At 34.5% G+C, this 22,383-nt stretch carries 21 protein-coding genes and 2 other annotated features (1 of these 23 running past the window's edge); of the genes, 4 read left to right on the top strand and 17 right to left on the bottom strand.

Annotated elements, in window-relative coordinates; all coding sequences use genetic code 11:
* Positions 1-164, bottom strand: a binding site (T-box leader) (it extends 76 nt beyond the left edge of the window).
* A 99-nt stretch (positions 165-263) separates the two neighbouring features.
* The 9 genes from NST14_RS11075 to NST14_RS11035 all read right to left on the bottom strand — a co-directional run bounded on the left by NST14_RS11075 (position 264) and on the right by NST14_RS11035 (position 11,335).
* Entirely contained in the window at positions 264-4,466 is a 4,203-nt protein-coding gene (locus tag NST14_RS11075; RefSeq protein WP_229142712.1) for a bacteriocin-processing peptidase family protein, read from the bottom strand.
* Between the two features lie 318 nt (positions 4,467-4,784).
* Complete coding sequence (locus NST14_RS11070; protein ID WP_000451285.1) at positions 4,785-5,663, bottom strand: class I SAM-dependent methyltransferase; 879 nt, start codon at positions 5,661-5,663, stop codon at positions 4,785-4,787.
* A 136-nt stretch (positions 5,664-5,799) separates the two neighbouring features.
* On the bottom strand, positions 5,800-6,018 hold the full coding sequence (locus NST14_RS11065) for a hypothetical protein (RefSeq protein WP_000498599.1): 219 nt from the start codon (positions 6,016-6,018) through the stop codon (positions 5,800-5,802).
* 29 nt (positions 6,019-6,047) lie between these two features.
* Positions 6,048-6,377 (bottom strand): DUF2085 domain-containing protein, encoded by a 330-nt coding sequence (locus tag NST14_RS11060; protein WP_000620803.1) that lies wholly within the window; start codon positions 6,375-6,377, stop codon positions 6,048-6,050.
* A gap of 114 nt (positions 6,378-6,491) precedes the next feature.
* Positions 6,492-8,180, bottom strand: coding sequence for an arginine--tRNA ligase (gene argS / locus NST14_RS11055; RefSeq protein ID WP_000384855.1), 1,689 nt, complete (start codon positions 8,178-8,180; stop codon positions 6,492-6,494).
* A gap of 45 nt (positions 8,181-8,225) precedes the next feature.
* Positions 8,226-8,440 (bottom strand) — a binding site (T-box leader).
* Between the two features lie 36 nt (positions 8,441-8,476).
* On the bottom strand, positions 8,477-9,253 hold the full coding sequence (locus NST14_RS11050; RefSeq protein ID WP_073540569.1) for a class I SAM-dependent methyltransferase: 777 nt from the start codon (positions 9,251-9,253) through the stop codon (positions 8,477-8,479).
* A gap of 49 nt (positions 9,254-9,302) precedes the next feature.
* Entirely contained in the window at positions 9,303-9,737 is a 435-nt protein-coding gene (locus NST14_RS11045) for a BrxA/BrxB family bacilliredoxin (RefSeq protein WP_000063713.1), read from the bottom strand.
* Between the two features lie 83 nt (positions 9,738-9,820).
* Entirely contained in the window at positions 9,821-10,204 is a 384-nt protein-coding gene (locus tag NST14_RS11040; protein ID WP_000634897.1) for a thiol-disulfide oxidoreductase DCC family protein, read from the bottom strand.
* Positions 10,205-10,207: 3 nt separating this feature from the next.
* Entirely contained in the window at positions 10,208-11,335 is a 1,128-nt protein-coding gene (locus NST14_RS11035) for a conserved virulence factor C family protein (RefSeq protein ID WP_000692572.1), read from the bottom strand.
* Between the two features lie 258 nt (positions 11,336-11,593).
* Between NST14_RS11035 and NST14_RS11030 the strand changes: the two genes are divergently transcribed.
* Both NST14_RS11030 and NST14_RS11025 read left to right on the top strand, forming a co-directional pair.
* Positions 11,594-12,727, top strand: a complete 1,134-nt coding sequence (locus NST14_RS11030; protein WP_001066845.1) for an FAD-dependent monooxygenase — start codon at positions 11,594-11,596, stop codon at positions 12,725-12,727.
* Positions 12,728-12,828: 101 nt separating this feature from the next.
* Complete coding sequence (locus NST14_RS11025) at positions 12,829-13,419, top strand: TetR/AcrR family transcriptional regulator (RefSeq protein WP_000943173.1); 591 nt, start codon at positions 12,829-12,831, stop codon at positions 13,417-13,419.
* Positions 13,420-13,447: 28 nt separating this feature from the next.
* Here the strand turns inward: NST14_RS11025 and NST14_RS11020 are convergent, their stop codons facing one another.
* The 5 genes from NST14_RS11020 to NST14_RS11000 all read right to left on the bottom strand — a co-directional run bounded on the left by NST14_RS11020 (position 13,448) and on the right by NST14_RS11000 (position 17,648).
* Complete coding sequence (locus NST14_RS11020) at positions 13,448-13,783, bottom strand: single-stranded DNA-binding protein (RefSeq protein WP_000982030.1); 336 nt, start codon at positions 13,781-13,783, stop codon at positions 13,448-13,450.
* Between the two features lie 158 nt (positions 13,784-13,941).
* Complete coding sequence (locus NST14_RS11015) at positions 13,942-14,196, bottom strand: DUF4318 domain-containing protein (protein ID WP_000975123.1); 255 nt, start codon at positions 14,194-14,196, stop codon at positions 13,942-13,944.
* 105 nt (positions 14,197-14,301) lie between these two features.
* Positions 14,302-15,033 carry a Bax inhibitor-1/YccA family protein gene (locus NST14_RS11010; RefSeq protein WP_001260642.1) on the bottom strand — a complete coding sequence of 244 codons (732 nt, stop codon included), beginning with the start codon at positions 15,031-15,033 and terminating at the stop codon, positions 14,302-14,304.
* A gap of 75 nt (positions 15,034-15,108) precedes the next feature.
* On the bottom strand, positions 15,109-17,004 hold the full coding sequence (locus tag NST14_RS11005) for an ABC-F family ATP-binding cassette domain-containing protein (RefSeq protein WP_000783206.1): 1,896 nt from the start codon (positions 17,002-17,004) through the stop codon (positions 15,109-15,111).
* Positions 17,001-17,648, bottom strand: coding sequence for an HD domain-containing protein (locus NST14_RS11000; RefSeq protein ID WP_000165943.1), 648 nt, complete (start codon positions 17,646-17,648; stop codon positions 17,001-17,003). The genes NST14_RS11005 and NST14_RS11000 overlap by 4 nt, the downstream gene beginning before the upstream one ends.
* A gap of 109 nt (positions 17,649-17,757) precedes the next feature.
* On the opposite strand from NST14_RS11000, the gene NST14_RS10995 reads away from it, so the two are divergent.
* On the top strand, positions 17,758-18,594 hold the full coding sequence (locus tag NST14_RS10995) for a hypothetical protein (RefSeq protein ID WP_229143468.1): 837 nt from the start codon (positions 17,758-17,760) through the stop codon (positions 18,592-18,594).
* A 108-nt stretch (positions 18,595-18,702) separates the two neighbouring features.
* On the opposite strand, the gene NST14_RS10990 is transcribed toward NST14_RS10995, so the two are convergent.
* The gene (locus NST14_RS10990) at positions 18,703-18,894 is read right to left on the bottom strand and encodes a DUF3954 domain-containing protein (protein WP_078417153.1); all 192 of its coding nucleotides are present in this window, start codon (positions 18,892-18,894) and stop codon (positions 18,703-18,705) included.
* An 84-nt stretch (positions 18,895-18,978) separates the two neighbouring features.
* On the opposite strand from NST14_RS10990, the gene NST14_RS10985 reads away from it, so the two are divergent.
* Complete coding sequence (locus tag NST14_RS10985; RefSeq protein ID WP_000069081.1) at positions 18,979-19,479, top strand: YxiF family protein; 501 nt, start codon at positions 18,979-18,981, stop codon at positions 19,477-19,479.
* Between the two features lie 95 nt (positions 19,480-19,574).
* On the opposite strand, the gene spoVS is transcribed toward NST14_RS10985, so the two are convergent.
* Complete coding sequence (spoVS, locus tag NST14_RS10980; RefSeq protein ID WP_000427804.1) at positions 19,575-19,850, bottom strand: stage V sporulation protein SpoVS; 276 nt, start codon at positions 19,848-19,850, stop codon at positions 19,575-19,577.
* Positions 19,851-20,280: 430 nt separating this feature from the next.
* A complete protein-coding gene (locus tag NST14_RS10975) occupies positions 20,281-21,882 on the bottom strand; it encodes a lipase family alpha/beta hydrolase (RefSeq protein WP_073540565.1) in 1,602 nt (533 codons plus the stop codon).
* Positions 21,883-22,383: the final 501 nt, after the last annotated feature.

Below are 22,383 nucleotides of genomic sequence, written 5' to 3'. Positions count from 1 at the left end.
ATACGTGTTCTTTGTAACGGTAGACATCCGTCCGAGCTTACTCATTTTCAGCCTCGGCTCCTCGGAGATGATTTTCAAATAACGTCTGCACACCGGCTTTCAGCAACATACCGGCTCTCTGGGGAACAGTACACTATTTTACTCTTTCTCGTCTTCAGATTTGTATACTTTGTTAAAAGCTATTTTATGCCATTTGGTAATCAATTGTCAACTAATTCGAAATATATATTTAATTATGCCCTTTTTTCACTATTCTTATACAATTACTTTTCAAATTCTCGCAGTGCTGCTAAATTTTCATCATCCTCGATAAGTTCAGCGAAAAATCCCGACTCATCCTCACGAAGTACAATTTCAAGCTCTTCCTTCGCCTCTTCATTCCTGTTTAACTGTGCTAAATAACAAGCACGATCATATCTTGCTAACAAATCACTCGCATCCATTGTTACTACTTCATTTGTTATTTTTTCTGCCTTTATCGTTTGGCCAGCACCATGATATGAAGATGCTAAAGAAAGAAGAATTGCTGTTTCATTCGGATGATGGATAGAAGCATTTTCTAATACGTGAATTGCCTCTTCAAACCTCTCTTGACTTTGATATATTTCTCCTAAAGCAAGAAATGCTCTACTTACAAATGGTGTTTGCTCCGTTAATTGTAAAGTAATCTTTTCTGCTTTTCTTTCTTCTCCTGCTTTAAAGAATACTTGTGCCTGAAGAAGAAGAGTATCGTAATCATCTGGTAACTCTCGAACCATTTGCTTCGTTAATTCCATAGCATCTCTTAACATACCTTCTTCCTCGCACTCAACGAAAAGATTTACAAGTTGCTTCGCTACTTCATAATCCCATTTATTTTCTAGTGACGTGTGCAGAATCTCTATTGCTTCTCTATTCATCTCTACATTCTCATAAAATAGCGCAAATCGCTGCGCTGCCATACTATTTTTCGGATTTAACTGTAACGAAATTTCATATAAATCAATGATTGTAGTAATAATCGAAATTTCTTTCGCACGGTTTTTCATACGATAAAGAGCTCTCGTAAATATGGATTTCTTCGGCTGTTCATTTTGTTGACGTTCAATCCATCTTTCTGTAACTGCAGATGCAGCGTACATAAACGCCATACTTCTTTCTGCCTTTTTGACTTTTAATATGTGAAGAAAATCTCGTATGTTAGACCATTTCTTATGTTGTTCTATCGCTTTTACATATACATCAAATATACGTTCATTATTTACATCTTTTTGTATAACCTTCATTGCAATTTCAATTGCTTTTGCATTTCTATTTTTCACTAATACTTTTGCATAATGATATAAAACTTCTGTATGCTCACTATCTAATCGTAGTGCCTCTTCAATCTGTGCTTGTTCTTTATCTATTTCATCCATCGCTCCATACACATATGCAATCGCATCTAATCGCCATATTTCAGGCACTTCGTCCACTAATTGTTCTAGTTCAGTCAGCAACTCTTTCTGAAGATTCATTTCTACTGAAAGCTGCGCCAAATATTCCATATTAATATGCAGCGGCTCTTCTTTCATTGCCTGAACCATATGACTTTGTTCTTTAGAACGATTTTCTTCTTTTTCATATATTTCCGCAAGCTGTAAATGTACACCGACGAAATTCCCATCAAGCTCTAAACATGTTTCATATGCCTGTTTTGCTTCCGTCAATTGTCCTAATGCCATAAGTGTTTCACCAATTCGGTAATACGGTAATGCCGTTTCCTTTTGTTCTATCGCCCTTTTATATCTTTTCATCGCTTGGCCATACTGTCCGATAGATTCATATAAAATACCTGTATAACAACCATATTCACTTACTTCATTTCTTTCTTTTTGTAACGTTCTTAAGAATGCTATACCTCGCTGCACAAATACCGTTCCTTTAATTCGATTCACATATTCATCTAACGCGCTTGCTACATTATATTCGCTCTGCTTTATACCACTCTCTAACTTAGACAATGCTACTTTAAACCCTTCTTCACTTCCACCAAGTTCAACTTCAGCATCCCATAAAACCATTCCCGCATTCATAAGAAAATCTTGGCTCTTTTCAATTTGTTTTTCAATACCGAGAATATATTCTTTTGCTTCCTTATATTGTTCTCTTGCCATATAAACTTGCGTAAGTCCGAAGTGAGAATAAACATCATCATGATTTTCTTCTAAAGCACGAGTATACAACGATTCTGCTTCTTCCAGGCTATCATTTTGAAAATGATAGTCACCCAGTTTTACATATAGAGGTGCCTTATCATCACAATTCTCAATACCTTTTAATAAAATTTCTTTCGTACTTTCCTCATCCTTCAAATCAGATTCGTATATTTCCGAAAGTTTCGTATAAATGTAAGGTGCATTACTATCCAAATGAATCGCTACTTTAAGCCCTTTTATCGCTAAATGTATTTTCCCTAAATGATGCGCACATCTCGCGCGCTCATACCATACATGTGCCTCATTTTTATTCTCTCTTAATAGGTCATTAAAAATTTCATACGCTTCTTCATATCTTTCTAAATCTATTAATATTAATCCGTGATTCGTTAAAGTGAATCTTTCTGGACTACGTTCTAAAGCAACTTGAGAAAACTGCAACGCCTTTTCAGATTGATCGATATACATGTATGATAACGCAAGGAAACTCCAAGCAATCGGCTGATCTGCGTCTAATTGTAATGAGGAACGAAAACTTGAAATCGCTTCTATATAACTCTCCTGTTCAAAAGCATATCTTCCGTTTATGAAATGATATAAAGCACGATTATTTTTCTTCTCAACACTCGCAAGCATTTGTCCAGCTTTTTCTAATTCTTCAAGACGAATAAAGCACTGCGCACCATGTAATTTAACAAAATCTGAGTTAGAAAATTTCTCCATTAACTTTTCTATACAATATAAAATAAATTCTTTATCTACTTCAACATCTAAATGCTTAACCGTATATAACCACGTATTCGGATTATCACTTGTCTCTTTTAAAAACTGTACTAACTTATGAATCCCCTCTTTATCTTGTTCATCTAAATGATCCGTTAAAGAAAAAATTGATTTGAAATAAGTATTTTCTTCTTCATTTAAAAATGATAGCTGTTCCTTCTTTTCTTTCGGAACAAATGTAATCGCTAAACAACCTGTATAACGATATTTATCTTGTAACTTACTATATTCCACAATAACTGGCTCTATAAAGTTCGGATCTTGAACATAAAAGGCCTGCAATGTATCATCATATCCAGCTAGTACTTGTACATGTGAAGCATGCTCAATATCTATACTTAATAAAACAGGAATTCCTTCATCAATCAATCTCTTATAATTCTCTTCATTCCCTTTAAAATAACGATATTCATAACCTAATTCTTCTAAATAAGAAACAGTATCTGAAAACTTCGATCCTGTCATATCAAAAATAAACTCTGCTATTTCATCTTGTGTACGTTTTTCTCCCCATAATTGCAACATCATTTCTAAACTTGTCGGCACACAATAATTATCCTTTTGTACGATGGGAACGATCGGCAGGTGAACCTTTTTTCCATCTGGATTTTTTTCTAAATTATGATATAAAGACCCTTTTAAACTTTTTTTTTCTTTTAATAACTGTTGTAAATCTACAAGTTTATTCATTTTGTACAATGCTTCTGCTCGTAAATGTACGAAATAAGCTTTATACGCATGATAAGGAAGCTGTTTATTTATGTTATCTATTACTGATAACATATCTTCGTACTTCCCTAAATCTAACACATATTTTATCTTTTCAAAATGAAAATATGGTACTTGTGGGAACTTTACAATTGCATCATCAATTAGCTGCAATGCACGTTTTTGTTCTCCTTTATTCGCATATAACTGTGATAATAAATAGGTAGATAACTCTTCACAATCTTTATGCTGCATACCAGCTATAAATTGTTCTTCTGCTTTCTCCCATTCACCTGTATGCATATAGACGTATCCCCATTTATCAAACACGGCACGTTCACTGTACTCCTCTGCCTTTTTCATATAATAAAGAGCTTCTTCATTTCGTTTCATTTCCAACAAACATCGTACTAAAGTAAAATATGTTTTCGCTAAAAGATCAACTTCAATTTCTTCTTTATTTACCTCTTCTAATGAGTCTTTTAACAACTGTTCTGCTTCAAGAATTTTCCGCTCATCAATTAACTCATCACAATATAAAGAGAGCGTTCTCATATTTGGGAATTTTTTATAGGCATAGCGAATGAGGAATGAACTGTATTGGTGCATAAGCCCTTCATCAGTAAGACGTATTAATATATCAAACTCCTTATGTGAAGGAATATTAGCAAGCCAATTCTTTACATAAGATAAAGTATTCTTTTCTTTTATATATGAAATTTCATTATTTATTTCCTGTAATCCATCTATAAATCTCTTGTCTTTCAAACAAGCATCTAACTGCTTAAAATCTAGCATGTATTCACCTCGAATATTTATTTATACTGCTACTTGCTTAGATTTTACACATCATATTGTATGTATTCAACTAAAATCTCCTATAATGGATAGTATTATTTAATATTATTCAAATTTATAACAAAATATAGTCAAAATGATTGTTTTTCTCTGTATTTTGTTTGATTAAATGGAATAACGTAACATGCGGATCTTATTTTTATATAGCTGTAATCATTACATGAAATTATATCGGCGATAATTCAAATATATCAGCGATTATATGTCGAATATCGACTTATCGACATTCAGCGACATGTTTCATCGTATTACTACCTATTAACATACTATTTCACCAAATGTAATTTTCATATTCGGAGCGTACACTAATGAAGAATGTATATGAAATGCTTTAAAAAATCGTAGTTCAGCTTCATATTGAGCTAGCGCATCATCATATGTTAATCCTCTGTCTATTAAATGTCCTATAAATTGCTGTTTATCACCTGGATTCCCCGCAATCCCCTCTTCCTTTAATGAATGATACAACTTCGCTTTACCATGATGGTGCATATTAGAATCTAAAAAGTTCACTTTATCACTTACTCTACATTCAATATTTTCCACGCCTAATTCACTTAAATATATCGGTATTTTCATACCAATATTTCCATCTTTTCCGCTTCTCTGTGTGTCACTTTCAAATAACTTCTGCAAAGTGCCTAACCTAATAAATTCCGATTGATTCTCCCCATCTAAAAAATATGAAGACATATTTGATATCCAATGTGGTTCAAAACAGATTATTTTTCCGCCCTTTTTAACTGAATGTATCATTTTTTGTAGCATTGTTTCTGGAGTAGTCATATGTAATAAGAAAGCATGACAGATTGCTATATCGTATTTATCGTTCAGTTCAATTTCTGTAGCATCTCCTTCAAGAAATTGTGACTCATACGGAAGTAAACGAAACAATTCTCTCGCTTCAGCAAGTAATGTTCCCCCGCTATCAATGCCTGTATACTTTGAACCTTTTGGAAGTAATGGCATTAATACTAAGCCTAAATAACCATATCCACAACCGAAATCAACGATATGTACGGGCTTTTTAATCTTCCAAACTGTATTTACTAAAAAGCTTACATAATCGTCGTTGTAATATAAATCTCTTGTATTTTTTAAATAAGTTAGTTTACTGTTCCAATCATACGTTTCCAACGTCTAACGCCTCCTTTTATATACAAAACTAAAGTTCTCTATATAATAGTCGTATTCCTACACTTTTCTTAAAATTTCAAAGCAAAAAGCTAGTGTGTTATTAAAAATACACTAGCTTTTTATTTGGAAGAAAAATTTAACAAGTACAATCACAATCAAAACAATCCGTACAATCTAAATCGCCACAATCTGCTTTTCTCTTTCTTTTGTTTCTCTTAAGATAATAATACAGTAGCCCAAACAATAGTATACAAATAGTAAAAGCTATTATTGCTTCTGTATACTTATTTTGAATCATAAAACCAATTCCACTTCCACCTGAAATAAAAATTAGAATTAAGTAAATCCAGAACATCTATGTAAATACCTCCGTTACTATATACCTTAAGATAATATCCAAATAACACTTGATGAAATAAATAACCCCATACCATTACCGCTTAATACACCAGTAGTTACTCTTAGTAAATTTGTGCTACTTCTCCATTTCCACTTTTGGGTAAATCCATCAATAAGTAACGGAATTTGAGCAGAGAATGATAGTATAATTGCAAAAAGAAATGAAAGTGTTATATAAAAATAAATTGGAAACATTAATATACCGATAAGCATGCCTGTACAACGCGCACATAAAGGTATGTATTTTTGTAGTTTAAGAAAACTTCTATCTGATCTTCTATGACAAGGAATTTGTAAAATCATATTTCGAATCAATATAAATCCTCCTCTCTAAAAAGATTTTAATTGATTTTGAAAATTAATTATATATCCAAATAAAAAACAAACCAGGTTTATATACTAAACCCAGTTTGTCAGTTTATTACTATGTTACATCTCCTCAGGTGCCTCCACCCCAAGTAAACGTAATCCCTCTTTTAATACAACCGTCACAGCATACACTAATGCCAGTCTACTGTCTTTCTCTTCACTCTCTTCTAATATACGCACATTTCCATAATATTTATTAAACGATTGTGCCACATCTAATACGTATTTCGAAATAACCGATGGCTCATTTTTGTTACATGCTCCTTCAATTACTTCTGGGAATTTGTTTAGTAATTTTACGATATTCCAACTATAATCGTCTTTTAAGGTAAACGTACACGTTTCAAATTCTACGCTTTCTTTTCTTAAAATAGAGCAAGCACGTGCATGTGTGTATTGTACATATGGGCCTGTTTCCCCTTCAAATTTCAGCATATTTTCTAATGAGAATTCAATATTATGCATACGCTCATTTTTTAAATCGTGGAAGATAACTGCGCCTACACCGACTTGCTTTGCTACTTCTTCTTTCTGTTTTAAATTCGGATTTTTCTCTTCAATATTTTGTTTTGCAAGTTCGATTGCTTCCTCAAGTACTTCTTCTAGTAAAATAACTCTTCCTTTACGTGTCGACATTTTCTTACCATCTTTTAAAATGAACCCAAACGGTACATGTTCCATGCCGTCAACCCAAGTGTAGCCCAACTTTTTTAATACAGTGAAAAATTGATTGAAGTGTAAACTTTGTTCCGGGCCAACTACGTATAACGCTTTATCAAAACCAAATGTGTTTTGACGATATAGTGCTGCTGTTAAGTCACGCGTTGCATAAATCGTCGCACCATCTGATTTTCTAATTAAGCAAGGTGGCATTCCCTCTTCTTCTAAATTAACGACTAATGCGCCTTCTGACTCTTCAAGTAAATCATGTTCCTCTAAAATCCCAATAAAGTCTTCCATTAAATTATTATAAAAAGCTTCTCCTTGAAAATTAGTAAATTCCACACCGAGAAGTTCATAAATACGAGAAAATTCTTTTAAGGATTCGTGGCGGAACCAATTCCAAAGCTCAACAGCTTCTTCATCACCTTCTTCTAATTTCTTAAACCAAGCGCGTCCTTCTTCTTCTAATTCTTCGTCGTCTTTTACCTCTTCATGAAATTGAACATATAACTTAAATAATTCACGTATTGGATCCTCTTTCACTACTGCTTCATTTCCCCATTTTTTATAAGCTGTAATTAACTTTCCAAACTGTGTTCCCCAGTCTCCAATATAATTAATTCCTACAACTTCATAGCCACATTTTTCAGCGATATGTTTCAATGAATTTCCTATCATTGTAGAGCGTAAATGCCCCATTGAAAATGGCTTTGCGATATTAGGAGAGGAATAATCGATAACGACCGTTTTTTCATATCCAAAATGATTGTGACCGTACTCTTCTTTCTCCGCTAAAATCGTTTTTAATACTGTATCACTTACCGTTTCACGATTAAAAAAGACATTTACGTAAGGACCAACAGCCTCTACTTTCGCAAAAAACGGATCACTTAATTTCTGTGCAACTTCCTTTGCAATAATAGCCGGTGCTTTTTTATATTGCTTCGCTAATGAAAAGCATGGGAACGCTGCATCTCCGAATTCATCTTGTTTCGGTGTTTCAATTAAATCTAAAATTTGCTGTTGCGTTAATTCATTCGTAAAAATATTAGATAAACTTTCTGCAAACTGCTTTTTATAATCCATGCTACAACCTCCTTCATTTTTAAAATACAAAAAACTCGTCTCTAAAAAAGAGACGAGTTTGAACCCGTGGTACCACCCTTGTTGTTCATTACGAACCACTTTCCCGTTTATAACGAGGACAGGGGGCCTCGGCTTACTCTACTATTCGTTCAAGAAGCATCTCCGAAGTGCGCTTCATCTTTTTCTTCCGCACTAGGCTCACACCATCCCTAGCTCGCTTTCCTTCTAAAAAAGACTACTCTCTTCATCACAGACAGTATATTTAATTATTGCTTATTATACATCTTTTCAAACAATTAGCAAGGGTCAATTACACCAAAGTGAAACTTAGCACTTTTTCTTTTGTATACGTGAAAATTGTGTTTTTCAAATCTAGAACTACGGAAATGATCTTTTAATACGACACGCTTTCTCGCCACTCGCTTCGCCTCCGCAATTGTTTCATCAGTAATATCATGATACAAAGCGAAATGTTTTAATCCTTTAATTCCGTCAGATTCTATGACAGTTTCTTCAAACATCGGATCGAGATAAACGATGTCATAGCTATTATCTTCACATTGTTTTAAAAATGCGAAGTGCTCCGTTTGCTTTACATCAATTCGTTGCATTGCTTCATCAATTTCAGAAACAGATGAAGACCATGTTTTCAAACCATTTTCCATAATATAAGTCATATACTCATTGCCTTCAAGTCCTGTTACTTTTCCGCTTTCACCAACAATATAACTAGCTACAATACTATCTGATGCCATCCCGAGCGTACAATCTAACACTGTCATTCCTCTCTCTAATTGCGTGGCTTGTACAAACGGATCATGTTCTCCGCGCATTAACCTTTTCACACGAAACATCGCTGAGTTCGGATGAAAGAAAAACGATTCTTCCGTACCTTTTGGATAAATAGCTAATCGGTTCTTCCCTACGACAAGTACATCTTGTTCATACTGTTCATGCAGCTTATGTACTGGTATGTCATTACGTTTAACGAAAGAAGCATTTAATTCTGCTGCTACCCTGTTTGCATAAGCTGTCATTTCTTTGTTCGTTCTTCCTGCTGTTGTTACTATCATTTTTTCACCTCTATATAAAGAAAAGAGGGAGATTTACTCTCCCCCTTCTTTAGCAATTCTTTTCGAAAGCTTGTTCTAAATTCGTAATAATTTCGTCCATAGTTGCACCTTCAATTTCATGACGGTGAATGAAGTGAACAACTTCTTTTCCTTTTAACAATGCCATAGATGGTGAAGACGGAGGAATTTCTCCGAAGTATTCACGCATTTTTGCAGTAGCATCTTTATCTTGACCTGCGAATACAGTTACAAGATGATCAGGTTGTTTTTCAGCACGAACAACCGCTTGACCTGCTGATGGACGTGCTAAACCAGCTGCACAACCACAAACAGAGTTTACAACTACTAAAGTTGTACCTGTTACGTTTTCCATAAATTCTGTTACAGCTTCTTCTGTAGTTAACTCTTCAAACCCAGAACGCACTAACTCTTGGCGCATTGGGATTACCATTTGGCGCATGTATTCTTCATAAGCATTTGACATCTTGTAATCTCTCCTTCAACTTTCATTCCAAATTCATCATATCACGCTCTATTAATAGGTGCAAAAGAAAGATAACGATGATTTCATTTTTTTGTAGGGATTTCACAAATCCCTTCGCGGCAATGTCCAACTGGGACAAGTTTTCTATTGTTAGCGATATAATCGTATACTTTACTTCCAAAACCAAGTACGATAGATAGCTTTATAAAAGGTACGGCAAACCAATAAGATGGAACGACCTTTGCTAATACATATATGCTATGAATGCCGTCATACCACTTATTATTTTTTAAAATATACAATCTTTGTTCCATCTTACTTTGTAGTTCTTGAGAAAGTTCATACTTCTCAACTACATCTTCATCTCTAAATGAAAAAAATTTCACCTTACCCTTTTTATCTAATTTTTTCGTACGTTCTGCAACCGCCGTACACATCGGACACCAACTATCATAGAAAACAATCATACATTATTCCCCTTTACGAGACTCCGTCATTTGTTTCCATACAGAACCTTTTGCTTCTTCTCCGCCTTCAATACGCTCTAACGCTAGACGTGCTTGCATTGCTACTTCAAACTCTGGATCATCTTGCGCTGCTTTTAATGCTGGAATCGCACTTTCGTCTCCTAGTTCAAATAAGAACATCGCTGCACGCCATCGTACTAATTTACTTGGATCTTTCAGAGATTTAATCATAACGAACATCGCTGCTGGGTCACCTACGTCTGATAAGCAATCACCTGCTGTACGACGAACGCTTACAGAGCGATCTAATAAGGCTTTATATAATAACGGTAATACTTCATCACCTTTTACCATACCTAAATATGCTGTTGCTAAACGGCGAATCGAAACTTTTTCATCATCTAACGCCATCTTCAACACTGGAATATCTTCTTCAGTAGGATCCATTTGTTCTAAAGCTGCAAAACGTTTTTTCCAGTCAGCATCTTTCATCATCTCTTCTGTTACTTTATATGGCTCACGCTTTTGAATCGTTACTTCAACAGCACCTGCCTGATTTAATAATTCTTTAACCGTTTCATTTACACGTTCTTCCGGATAAGCAGCAACAATCTCTTCTACTACTTCTTTCCCGATTTCTTCAAAATTACCGTAACGTGTACTTTGTTCCACCCATTTACGTTCTTTTACAACGTTTGGTGCAGACATTTGCACTTTCATAATTGATTCTTTAAAACGGTCAGGTAAACCAACACGTTCTTCCGTCGTTCCATCTGTTAACTTTACTTGCATTGGAATTGTAAAGAACATTTGAACAAACACTTTCACTTCCCCAAAATGAGCAAGTTGTTGTTCTTCACTTTCTTCCACTACTTCTTCGCCAAAAACAGCACGAACTTGTTGTAATAACACTTTCCAGTCATACTTTGCATTTCGCTCCACTGCTAAAAAGTCAGCTACATGATATACACCTTTAATGCCTTCAATTTTCAAAATTTCTTGCACTTGCATTGGCGCTTGTTCTTTATTTTCATTTGTATAATTATTACGTGCTCCTGATGGTAATACTTCATTCAAAATAACTTTCATTGTATTTGGACTTGGCGTCGGTTCAATTGCTTTAATCTTCACGTAAATAACTCTCCTTTATTGCATGTTCTTAGCTGTATTGTAACATGTTATCACGCTATACTCCTACTCGGATGCTTAATTTTACTATTTACCTTTCTACATCGCCGGAAAGTTTCATTCATTCTATTTTCACCTAATCATTCCATAACTATAGTTAAAAATATAATTGACAATTACATAAAAAGGGATTAACCTTAACTCATAAAATGACCGCGGTCATTTTATGAACAAAGTCATTCAAAGGTGGAGTGATAACAAATGAACAATGTCATAATTATTGGTGGCGGTATTGCTGGACTTTGCGCAGCAATTTCCTTACAAAAAATAGGAATAGAAGTAAAAGTATATGATAAAAACAATGAGCCTACTGTTGCTGGTGCAGGTATTATCATTGCCCCAAACGCAATGCAAGCACTTGAACTATACGGCATTTCTAAGAAAATCAAAAAATTCGGCAACGAAAGTGACGGTTTTAACCTTGTATCCGAAAAAGGTACTACTTTCAATAAGTTAATTATTCCAACTTGCTATCCAAAAATGTACTCCATTCATAGAAAAGATTTACACCAATTACTACTTTCTGAACTAAAAGAAGATACTGTCAAGTGGGGAAAAGAATGCGTAAAAATAGAACAGAATGAAGCAAGCGCCTTAAAGATAGTATTTCAAGATGGTAGTGAAGCACTCGGTAATATACTCATTGCGGCTGATGGTATTCATTCTGTCATTCGAAAGCAAGTAACACAAGGCGATAATTATCGTTATGCAGGATATACGTGTTGGCGCGGCGTAACTCCTGCTAATAATCTTTCTTTAACAAATGATTTTATTGAAACTTGGGGAACAAACGGTAGATTTGGTATCGTCCCTCTTCCTAACAACGAAGTATACTGGTATGCGCTCATAAACGCGAAAGCTAGAGATCAAAAATACAAAGCTTACACAACAACAGATTTATATAATCATTTCAAAACTTACCATAATCCAATCCCATCTATTTTAAAGAACGCATCGGACATTGATATGATTCATCGTGATATTATAGACATCACTCCAATGAAACAGTTTTTTGACAAACGCATCGTATTCATTGGGGATGCTGCCCATGCACTTACTCCGAATTTAGGCCAAGGTGCTTGCCAAGCAATTGAAGATGCGATTATTCTGGCTGAATGCATTAAAAATAATGCTCATTATCGTCAAGCATTTTTAGAATACGAACAAAAACGACGAGATAGAATTGAAAAAATCTCAAATACTGCATGGAAAGTTGGAAAAATGGCACAAATAGAAAGTAAACCTTTAACTATAGTAAGAAACGAAGTAATGAAACGTATGCCAAAATGGGTTTCTGAAAAGCAAACACATGAACTATATAGTTTTCATTTATAACATATAACTATAATGAAAACTATAAACAGAATTATGACGTAAGATTCTATTTGAGATTATCTCTTAAACAGATATAATTGTTTTTGTTAGGAGTAGATAAAATGCTTAGAGAAACGAGAAAAAAAGAGTTAAAGGAACTTATATTCCTAAAAGCAGTACAGCTCTTTCAAGAACGCGGGTACGAAAATGTAACGGTTCAAGATATTACTACTGCATGTGGGATAGCGAAGGGCACTTTCTTCAACTACTTTCCGAAAAAGGAAAACATATTATTATTTTTAGGTGATTCTCAAATTGAGCTATGGAATGAAAGTTTAAAAACTTACGAAAATGTGGAACATCCAAAAGAAAGAATCAAACTTGTTTTAGGCGATTTACTGGATCGATTTACTGGACATGGTGATTTAATGAAGCATGCCGTCTTTGAGATTATAAAGTCAAACTACTTAGTAGAAAATGAATTAAAAAGTATACAACAGCTACAAGAAGGTTTGTCTTCAATTATTACAGAAGCGAAAGAGGCAGGAAAATTAAACAGTCAATGGGATATAAATATTATCACTTCTACTGTTATGAGCACTTATTTTTATACACTAATGTCGCATTCGCTACTACATGGAAATGAAATCATTGCGAAAAATATTCTCAATCAACAATTAGATGTTGTTTGGGAAGGTATTAATCAAAAGTGATAGAGGGCTATGTTACTAGACCCTCTTATTACGATGCCCCCTCCCGCCTTCTCTCCAAAAAGGTTATACTCTCAATCACAACTTCAGTTCTATATATTCTCTTGCCTTGTTCATCATCGTAATTACTCGTCTGAATACGCCCTGTAATCCCAACAAGTGAGCCTTTCTTACAATATTCAGTTACATTCTCAGCCGATTTTCGCCATACGACACAATTAATAAAATCTACTTGTTGTTCACCTAAACTATTTCGAAATCCTCTATTCACCGCAACACATACTCGTGCATACGCGACGCCTTGCTTTGTGTAGTATAATTCTGGCTCCTTTGTCAATCTACCGATTAATACAACTCGATTCATCATAAGTTATACCACCTCACATATTTTTCTTCATTGTAAATAAAAATGTATGAAGGGTAAAAAGCGTAAAATAATATATTTTAAAGTAAAAAAGATTATTTTTTATGCTATAAAAGAAAAAAAGAAACCTTACATATTTTAAACATGTAAGGTTTCAAAAATTATACTTCACTGCATGAAATGTAATATCCTCCACGAGCCATCTTTATTTCCGCACGATACAATACTTCTTCTAAGTAAAAAGTTATCGGTTTTACTTTACTCTCAAATTTAAGTTGTTCATTACATTCAGCTGCATAACTTTCAATAGCTGAAGTAATAACTTCTCCCGATGGATACGTTAAAGCATCATCTAGTTCTATGAAAAAACTTTTAGAAAATAATTTTTTCATAATCCCTTTCTTCTCTTTCATCATATTCCATCCACTTCAATTTAAAGTTACCAACATCCATATTATACCACATCATCAATTTATCTTTGAAAATAAAAAAATCCTGCATTTTTCATGCAGGATTTTTTATTAGTCATTTTTCGTAAAGTAAGAAACGAAACGAAGAATTTCTAAGTATAACCAAACTAATGTAAGCATTAGTCCCATTGCAGTGTACCACTCCATATATTTCGGAGCTTGACTACGTACACCATTTTCGATTAAATCGAAATCTAGTAATAAGTTTAGTGCAGCAACTACGATAACAACTGCACTAATAATAATACCGATTGTACCGCCTTGGTGAATGTACGGAACCGTTACACCAAACATGTTTAGTAGAAATACGACTAAGTACATAACCATAATTCCAAGTGTTGCTGCCATCACGCCTGTACGGAATTTATCCGTTACTTTTACTACACGTGTTGCATATAACACTAACATTGCAAATAGAATTGAGATTGTTAGTAAAACAGCATTTAAAACGATAGAATCGCCAAATTTCATTGTATAAACCGCTGAAATACTACCTAACACAACCCCTTCTACTGCTGCATAGATTGGTGCACCAAAAGGTGAAATACGTGGGAAGAACATAGATGCAAATGCGATGATTGCCGCAACGATTAAAGCGCCAATTAATACTGGCATCTTCATCGTACCCTCTATCATCTGTATGTATGAATAGACAGACGTTGCAAGTAGCAAGATAAGCATAATAAACGTTTTGCCTACTGTTCCGCCAATAGTCATCGCAGAAGCACTTGCTCCTTCTTTACGGAATGCCTCTTTTTTCAACATTGGATTAGATGTTCTCATTTTTTCCCTCCTAAAATAGGTTCTACCAATAGTGTAAAGTTTTTCTCTTTACTTTTCAATATATGCAGCTTGTTTTTATTTTAATCCTTCAACAATGTCCGATAGTTCACTCCATCTTTCCATCGTTTTTTCTAGCTCTTCTTCTGTTTTCTGCTGTGCTTCAGACAATTCTTGCGCTTTCGTAAAATCAGAACCAACATTCGCAAGCTCTTCTCCAATTGATTCTAGCTTTTCTTCAAGTTCCGCAATTGTATCTTCAATAGTTTCCCATTCGCGCTGCTCGTTATATGAAAGTTTACGCTTACGTTGTTGTTTCGGTGCTTCTTCCACTACTTTTTTCTCTTTCTGTACTTCCGCTTTCTCAATAAGTTCTCTCGTTTTTTCCATTTCTAAATAATCCGTATAACTACCTAGAAATTCACGCACTTCTCCTTCTCCCTTAAAAATGAATAATTCATCTACTACTTTATCTAAGAAGTAACGGTCATGTGATACAGTTAAAACGACACCGGGGAAATCTTCTAAATAATCTTCTAATACAGTTAATGTTTGTGTATCTAGATCATTCGTAGGCTCATCGAGTAATAGTACGTTCGGTTCTCCCATTAATATACGTAATAAATATAAACGTCTTCTTTCACCGCCAGATAATTTGCCAAGCGGTGTACCATGTGAATGCGGCGGGAATAAGAAACGTTCTAACATTTGAGACGCACCAATTACTTTTCCGTCTGTCGTATGAATGACTTCAGCGATTTCTTTAATGTATTCAATCATACGTTGATTTAAATTCATCTCTTCATTTTCTTGCGTATAGTAAGCGATTTTTACTGTTTGCCCAACTTCAATTTCACCACTATCAGGAGATATTTTACCTGCAAGCATATTTAATAGCGAAGATTTCCCGCTTCCATTCGCTCCAATAATTCCGATACGATCGCCTGGTTTCACGATATGATTGAAGTTGTTTAATACTGTTTTATCGCCAAATTTTTTCGTTACATCTTTTAACTCAAGTACTTTTTTCCCAAGGCGACTACCGCTAAGCGCAATATCAACTGACTGTTTTGCAGCTGGCCCTTCTTGACCTTTTAACTCTTCAAATCGTTGAATACGTGCCTTTTGCTTAGTCGAACGAGCTTTTGCACCACGGCGAATCCATGCTAATTCGCGGCGATATAAGTTTTGACGTTTTGATTCCTGCGCAAGTTCTTGTTCTTCACGAAGTGCTTTCGCTTCTAAAAACGTACTGTAATTCCCTTCATAACTATACAGTTTTCCATTGTCTAATTCGAAAATACGATTCGTCACACGATCTAAGAAATAACGATCATGAGTTACAAGTAATACTGCACCTGTGTACCTTGCTAAATATTCCTCTAACCACTCAACTGTCTCATGGTCAAGATGGTTCGTAGGCTCATCTAAAATTAATAGATCCGGTGTTTCAATAAAACACTGCGCCATCGCAATACGTTTTTTCTGCCCACCAGATAAATTTCCAACAGTTGCTGTGAAATCCGTAATTCCTAGTTTCGTTAATAACGATTTTGCATTCGCATTTGCTTCCCACGCACTCATTGCGTCCATACGTTGTTGCACTGCAAATAATTGTTCCTGTACCTTTTCATTACTTGGATCTTTTTCGATATGTAATAGCGCCTTTTCATAATCACGAAGAAGACGAATTAAAGGTGTATCACCATGGAAGACTTGTTCTAATACTGTTAATTGTTCATCAAACTCTGGTTGCTGTGATAAATAACTAATTGTATACCCACGTGAATGAGTCATATCACCTGTGTCAGGAATTTCTGCCCCTGCAATAATTTTTAACAACGTTGATTTACCAGTACCATTTACACCAATAATTCCGGCACGTTGTCCTTCTGCAATACTAAATGATAATCCATCAAATAACGGTTTCTCTCCATATGATTTTGATAAGTTTTCCACAGTTAACATTTTCATATTTGTGCATTCCACTCTTTCATAAATTGTTCAATAAACTGTTCCATATAACGATGACGAACTTCAGCCTCTTGTTTTGCTGCATTCGTATTCATTAAGTCTTTTAGTTTTAAAAGTTTTTCATAAAAATGATTTAAAGATGGGTCATTATTTTTTCTATATTCTTCTTTCGTCATCACTTCACGAGGAGGAATAGTTGGATCATACATTAGTCTCCCTTTCGCTCCGCCATACGCAAATGTGCGAGCTATTCCAATTGCACCAAGAGCGTCTAAGCGATCTGCATCTTGAACAATCTTCCCTTCAATTGACTCCACTTTACCGCCATGACCACCTTTATAAGACATATTGGCGATAATATGAAGAACATGCTTACTTTCCTCTTCTTCAACATGTAACTCTTCTAACCAATCAGAAACTTTTTTCATTCCTGCTTCTTCACTTTCATTTAACTTCTCATCTGCCACATCGTGAAGTAATGCTGCCATTTCAATTATAAAACGATTTCCTCCTTCTTGCTCGGATAAAGAAATCGCCAGTTTATGTACACGCTCAATATGATACCAATCATGCCCACTCGCATCTTTTTCTAAAATATGTTTTACAAAAGTAATTGTTTTTTCTATCTTTTCTTGTTTTGTCATTTTATCTTCACCCAGTTACTTATTGTAACACGCCCGCATTTTTTCATCACATATTTTCTTGTCCGCCCATACACTAGGTGGTAGGCATCATCATGAAGGAGGAATAAATATGTTCTATAATAATCAACCGCCTTACCCACAACAACCATTTTACCCTCAGCAACAAGAACAAAGATATACAGAACAATATGAAGAACAAGAGCAACAATATGAACAAAATCCATATGCAGCGCCACAAACTCAAGAACAACAATTTCAACAAAATCCATATGACACACGTCCAAGTTACGAATATCCTCAAAATCCATATGCAGTACCACAAACTCAAGAGCAACAATTTCAACAAAATCCATATGTAGCACCGCAAACTCAAGAACAACAATTTCAACAAAATCCATATGTAGCAGCACAAACTCAAGAACAACAGTTTCAACAAAACCCATATGTAGCACCGCAAACTCAAGAACAACAATTTCAACAAAATCCATATGTAGCAGCACAAACTCAAGAACAACAGTTTCAACAAAACCCATACCCAACTCAGCCACAACAAACTCAAGTACAACAACAAATGTATCAACCAAACTACGACGCACGTGTCTCACCACCTAAACCACCAACATTAGATATTACACAACCACAAATTTTACCACCTGGACCAACATTAGATATTACACAGCCTCAAATTTTACCACCTGGACCAATTACAGAACCAACGCAACAACAGATTCAACAAGTTGTCGGTACACAGTTCTTACCTTTAAAGAAACCTGTACTAGATTTCGTAAAACCTTGGGTAGATTATGGTTTAAATGAAGCGAAACATACATCACACAAACACGCTTTAACAGAAGTTGCTGCGATTATGTTTTTAGTTGGGAAAGGATTTAATCCGACAATTGCTCATTATATTGTAGAATCTTGGGAGAAGAATGAGCAGTTTTAGTTTCATTCATTTTATGCTATATAAAAAGATAAAAGTGCCACAAATGTCTGCTGTACAAACATTTGTGGCACTTTTTATTTTTCACGTTATATCTTTTCTAAAATAGTATTAAATTAATCTTGTCTTCCGCTCTTCTATCCGAATTACTTTTCCACTTTGATATATAAATGATTGTTCACCAAATCCACTTTTGGGTGGTTCTATTAGCTGAACCTGACCATTTTCAACAATATATATTCCGTTTATTTCTAAATCAATTTCAGCTGTCATTTCAACAAGATTTTCTTTTCTAATTCCCACCAAGATTACTCCCATATGTTATTATTACTTTATCGAAGTAAGTGGTTTTATTCATCCACTACGCGAGTAAAGGTGTGAAAATTTTTGAGTAATATGAATAAAAGCCGAATTGAAATTCTAAAAATGAAAGCAAAAAGAACTGGTAGTAGAAAAGAACTCGTAGACGAACTTTCTAATATTGTTACAGTTTCTATGGACTCATTTATGGATCCAAAATCTAATGATTTATTTTGTAAAGACTTATTTAACACGCTAACACAAACTTCAAACATAAAAAACTTTGGTAGCACTAATTATGAAGAAAACAGAAGACTATCAATAGTACTGTTAAAAGAAACAGCTAAAACCATTAAATTTCCAGTTGATCAAGGGAGGCTCTTTTTCTCTAAGGGTGGTAAAATTGAAGCAGTTAAACTGAACATTGGTGAAGTATTTGAGAATTTAGAAGAGTTATCAACCATATCAAAATTTCTAACTGGATATGCAGATTTTGTATTAGTTGGGGATGATTTAGAATTCGGGATCGTTATTGAGCGCACTGAATATCACTACGAATTCAGTATGTGGGGCGTATCCACAATATGAAATACGAAAATACAAAAGACCACTTCAAAATGAGAGTGGTCTTTTTATTACTTTATCTATCAACCTTTTCAAATGATTCATATCAACACTTTCTTTTAAGACCTTTTCTTCCTAGGACCTATAATCAATTTAATCGCCGTTCTTTCTTGATCATTAATAGTAACCTCTTGAAATGCTGGAACAAAGGCTAAGTCAATACCACCTGGAGCAACAAATCCTCTTGCGATTGCAATTGCTTTAATCGCTTGGTTTAATGAACCCGCTCCAATCGCTTGAATTTCTACATTTCCACTTGTTCTTAGTACACCTGCTATTGCGCCTGCGACTGAATTGGGGCTTGATTTTGAAGATACTTTTAATATATTTTCCATGTAAGTTGCTCCCTCTATTATTTAATTACTCTTTTGTTACCGTATAAAATATTTCAACGTATCTTTAACTACTATTCACACCAAAAGCAAACAATACTACATATGTACATTCATTCGATACTTTTTCTCTTCTTCCTGCCGTGCTACGTAAATAAAGGTCAACGACTCCAAACCTTATATATACAAATATTTAAAAGACATAAATTCACTTAAACAATCACATCATTGTAACTGAAGATACTCGTTTTACTTTTGCAGGTGCAATTACAATATAAAAAGCATTCCTGCTACATTTCAAGAATTCTCTACCAAATACTTAACCTTTGTGCCTTCAAAAATTCCCATTATACCTTTCTGTTAATCTAATAAACATGAAAAAAGTACCGAGCTCTTCTACTACAAAAATTCGGTACTTTTTTCTCATTCTTTCTTATTTCTCCACATAAACCGACTTAACGATTGTACGATTATATGGTTGTCCTTCTTTATTCATCCCTTTTATATCCATCGTAACGTTATATACTCCTTGTTGCTTTATGTCCTTCAAAGCACCAGTAAATGTATTGTTATTCACATTTTGTAATTCATTATATTCAGAGACTAGTTTCCCTTCTTTATTCACGACTCTTACTGTTATGGAAAGATTTCCTTTCATTTCAGGTGCCACAGGTGATTTTTTCAGTTTATACTCAGATTTATTTAATTTTACTTTTGTAGGCATTTGAAGAACAAATGGTGCGCCATCCTTGTAATCGCTTACAACTAAATATGCATCTTTCGACTGCTTCGCTATCATTTTAACTTTCCATTCTCCTACATCCATTTTATCAAATTTAAATGTTTTAATTGTCGCGCCACCAAAGAAAGATTCATCTTCACCAGTAGTTATAACACTATCCTTATTTGTATACACTTTTCCTTTTGGTGATATCATTTGTACTTCTACATCCGACGAAGCAGTTAATATAGAAACAATTCCTTCTGCCTTTTTATCAACCGCAACAGTTTGCTCTATCCACTGATTTTGTGGCAATTCCCCTCCTAAAATGCTTTGATTTGAAGTTGTATTTAATTGTTCTATATTTTCATTTGAACTAGTGCTGGATGCTACTAAAGCTGGAACCGGTACATTTGCTGTACGTAAATACGGTTCAATTCGTGAGAACACAGCAGATCCTTTTCGTATATTATCATGATCAAATCTAGAATCTGTAAATAAATGCGTTCCATACGGCAGCTTAGCACTCCACTCATTTACTAGTCCATCATTTGAACCGTATGATGACAAATATAATCCACCCATTGATAACGCCGAAAATACAGGGCCCCAGCTAGTCCCAGTAACTGTATAATAACGGTTTAATTTAGCTGCTGGATTATTATCAATCGTTGAACGAAATTTTGCCATTTCGCCCATTTGTAATGAATACGTACCATCATCTTTTTGACCTAATATAGAAGCAAGCCATCCTGCCCACCAACTATATGATAAATCCGCTAAGTTTGATCCATGATGTGGCGTCGCAAGTGTAATAACATTTCCGACAAATCGATTTGCCCCATATTCTACTAATGCAGCTTGTGTATCGATACCACCTTTACTATGTGCTACAATATTAACTTTTTTACCGAAATGATTATATATTTCTTCTAATTTTTGTGCTAACAATTTTCCGTTATCCCACTGACTAGCTGACCCTTTCCCAGCAGCATCATATAATTGTATAAATACTGTTTGATAGCCTGCTTTCAAAGCATAGTCATACATATCATTCATATCGTGATATACTGTCTTTCCATACCAACTATCAGCATTCCCATTCCTTCCTTGCACAAAGAGAATTGGAGGCTTACTTTCATCATAATTAGCAGGTTTTTGACCTAAAAACCATTCTCCAGGTGTAAAGACTTCTTGATCTGGAAAGCCTGTTTTAAGCTCTTTTACAACTTCTGCTCGCACATTTGTGCTAATCATTGGAACCATGATAAAAAATACAATTAGTAAGGCAACACATCTTCTCATCAATCGCATGTTACTCCCCCCACATTTTTTGAAAGAAGGCGCTCGTTGTAATATTTTTTATCTTCTCTCTTAATACTAGATAATCTTTGTACTTAAACAAGACCCTGTCCCTATTCTTAAGAGATTACTAGTCCCCCTTCTTCCTTAACACACGTTATTCTCTTTGTTTCTATCTCTTCCTTTTGAGTGAATGCTACAAAAAAGTTTCTCAACAATTGTTAACTTTACTGAATCTAATATCCCCCAATTATTATTGTTTATATAAAGCATACAAATCTTGAAAAAACTTTAGTAAAAAAACACTTTATTACCAGCTAGTTATAAAAAAAGTTAATGAATATATGTGCTTTTATTTAATTAAATACAAACTAAACAAAATAGAAGCTAATATTGTAAGACTTTCCTATCATTAAATATTAAACTGAATTTTATGAATAGATACTAATATTTCCAGAAACATATATTATGATAATTTTCGCAGACTTGAATTAAACTTTTAGAAGTACTAAC

The organism is Bacillus sp. FSL W8-0519 (genome assembly GCF_038005585.1).
In the GTDB taxonomy this organism is placed as follows: domain Bacteria; phylum Bacillota; class Bacilli; order Bacillales; family Bacillaceae_G; genus Bacillus_A; species Bacillus_A paranthracis.
The sequence above is the reverse complement of the archived record's forward strand: the minus strand, read 5'-3'. Positions and strand labels throughout refer to the sequence as shown.

Coding starts and splice junctions, on each gene's coding strand:
- NST14_RS11075 (WP_229142712.1), bottom strand. CDS start 4,466: ATGCTAGATTTTAAGCAGTTAGATGCTTGTTTGAAAGACAAGAGATTT.
- NST14_RS11065 (WP_000498599.1), bottom strand. CDS start 6,018: ATGTTCTGGATTTACTTAATTCTAATTTTTATTTCAGGTGGAAGTGGA.
- argS (WP_000384855.1), bottom strand. CDS start 8,180: ATGGATTATAAAAAGCAGTTTGCAGAAAGTTTATCTAATATTTTTACG.
- NST14_RS11050 (WP_073540569.1), bottom strand. CDS start 9,253: ATGATAGTAACAACAGCAGGAAGAACGAACAAAGAAATGACAGCTTAT.
- NST14_RS11045 (WP_000063713.1), bottom strand. CDS start 9,737: ATGTCAAATGCTTATGAAGAATACATGCGCCAAATGGTAATCCCAATG.
- NST14_RS11040 (WP_000634897.1), bottom strand. CDS start 10,204: ATGATTGTTTTCTATGATAGTTGGTGTCCGATGTGTACGGCGGTTGCA.
- NST14_RS11030 (WP_001066845.1), top strand. CDS start 11,594: ATGAACAATGTCATAATTATTGGTGGCGGTATTGCTGGACTTTGCGCA.
- NST14_RS11025 (WP_000943173.1), top strand. CDS start 12,829: ATGCTTAGAGAAACGAGAAAAAAAGAGTTAAAGGAACTTATATTCCTA.
- NST14_RS11020 (WP_000982030.1), bottom strand. CDS start 13,783: ATGATGAATCGAGTTGTATTAATCGGTAGATTGACAAAGGAGCCAGAA.
- NST14_RS11015 (WP_000975123.1), bottom strand. CDS start 14,196: ATGATGAAAGAGAAGAAAGGGATTATGAAAAAATTATTTTCTAAAAGT.
- NST14_RS11010 (WP_001260642.1), bottom strand. CDS start 15,033: ATGAGAACATCTAATCCAATGTTGAAAAAAGAGGCATTCCGTAAAGAA.
- NST14_RS11005 (WP_000783206.1), bottom strand. CDS start 17,004: ATGAAAATGTTAACTGTGGAAAACTTATCAAAATCATATGGAGAGAAA.
- NST14_RS11000 (WP_000165943.1), bottom strand. CDS start 17,648: ATGACAAAACAAGAAAAGATAGAAAAAACAATTACTTTTGTAAAACAT.
- NST14_RS10995 (WP_229143468.1), top strand. CDS start 17,758: ATGTTCTATAATAATCAACCGCCTTACCCACAACAACCATTTTACCCT.
- spoVS (WP_000427804.1), bottom strand. CDS start 19,850: ATGGAAAATATATTAAAAGTATCTTCAAAATCAAGCCCCAATTCAGTC.
- NST14_RS10975 (WP_073540565.1), bottom strand. CDS start 21,882: ATGCGATTGATGAGAAGATGTGTTGCCTTACTAATTGTATTTTTTATC.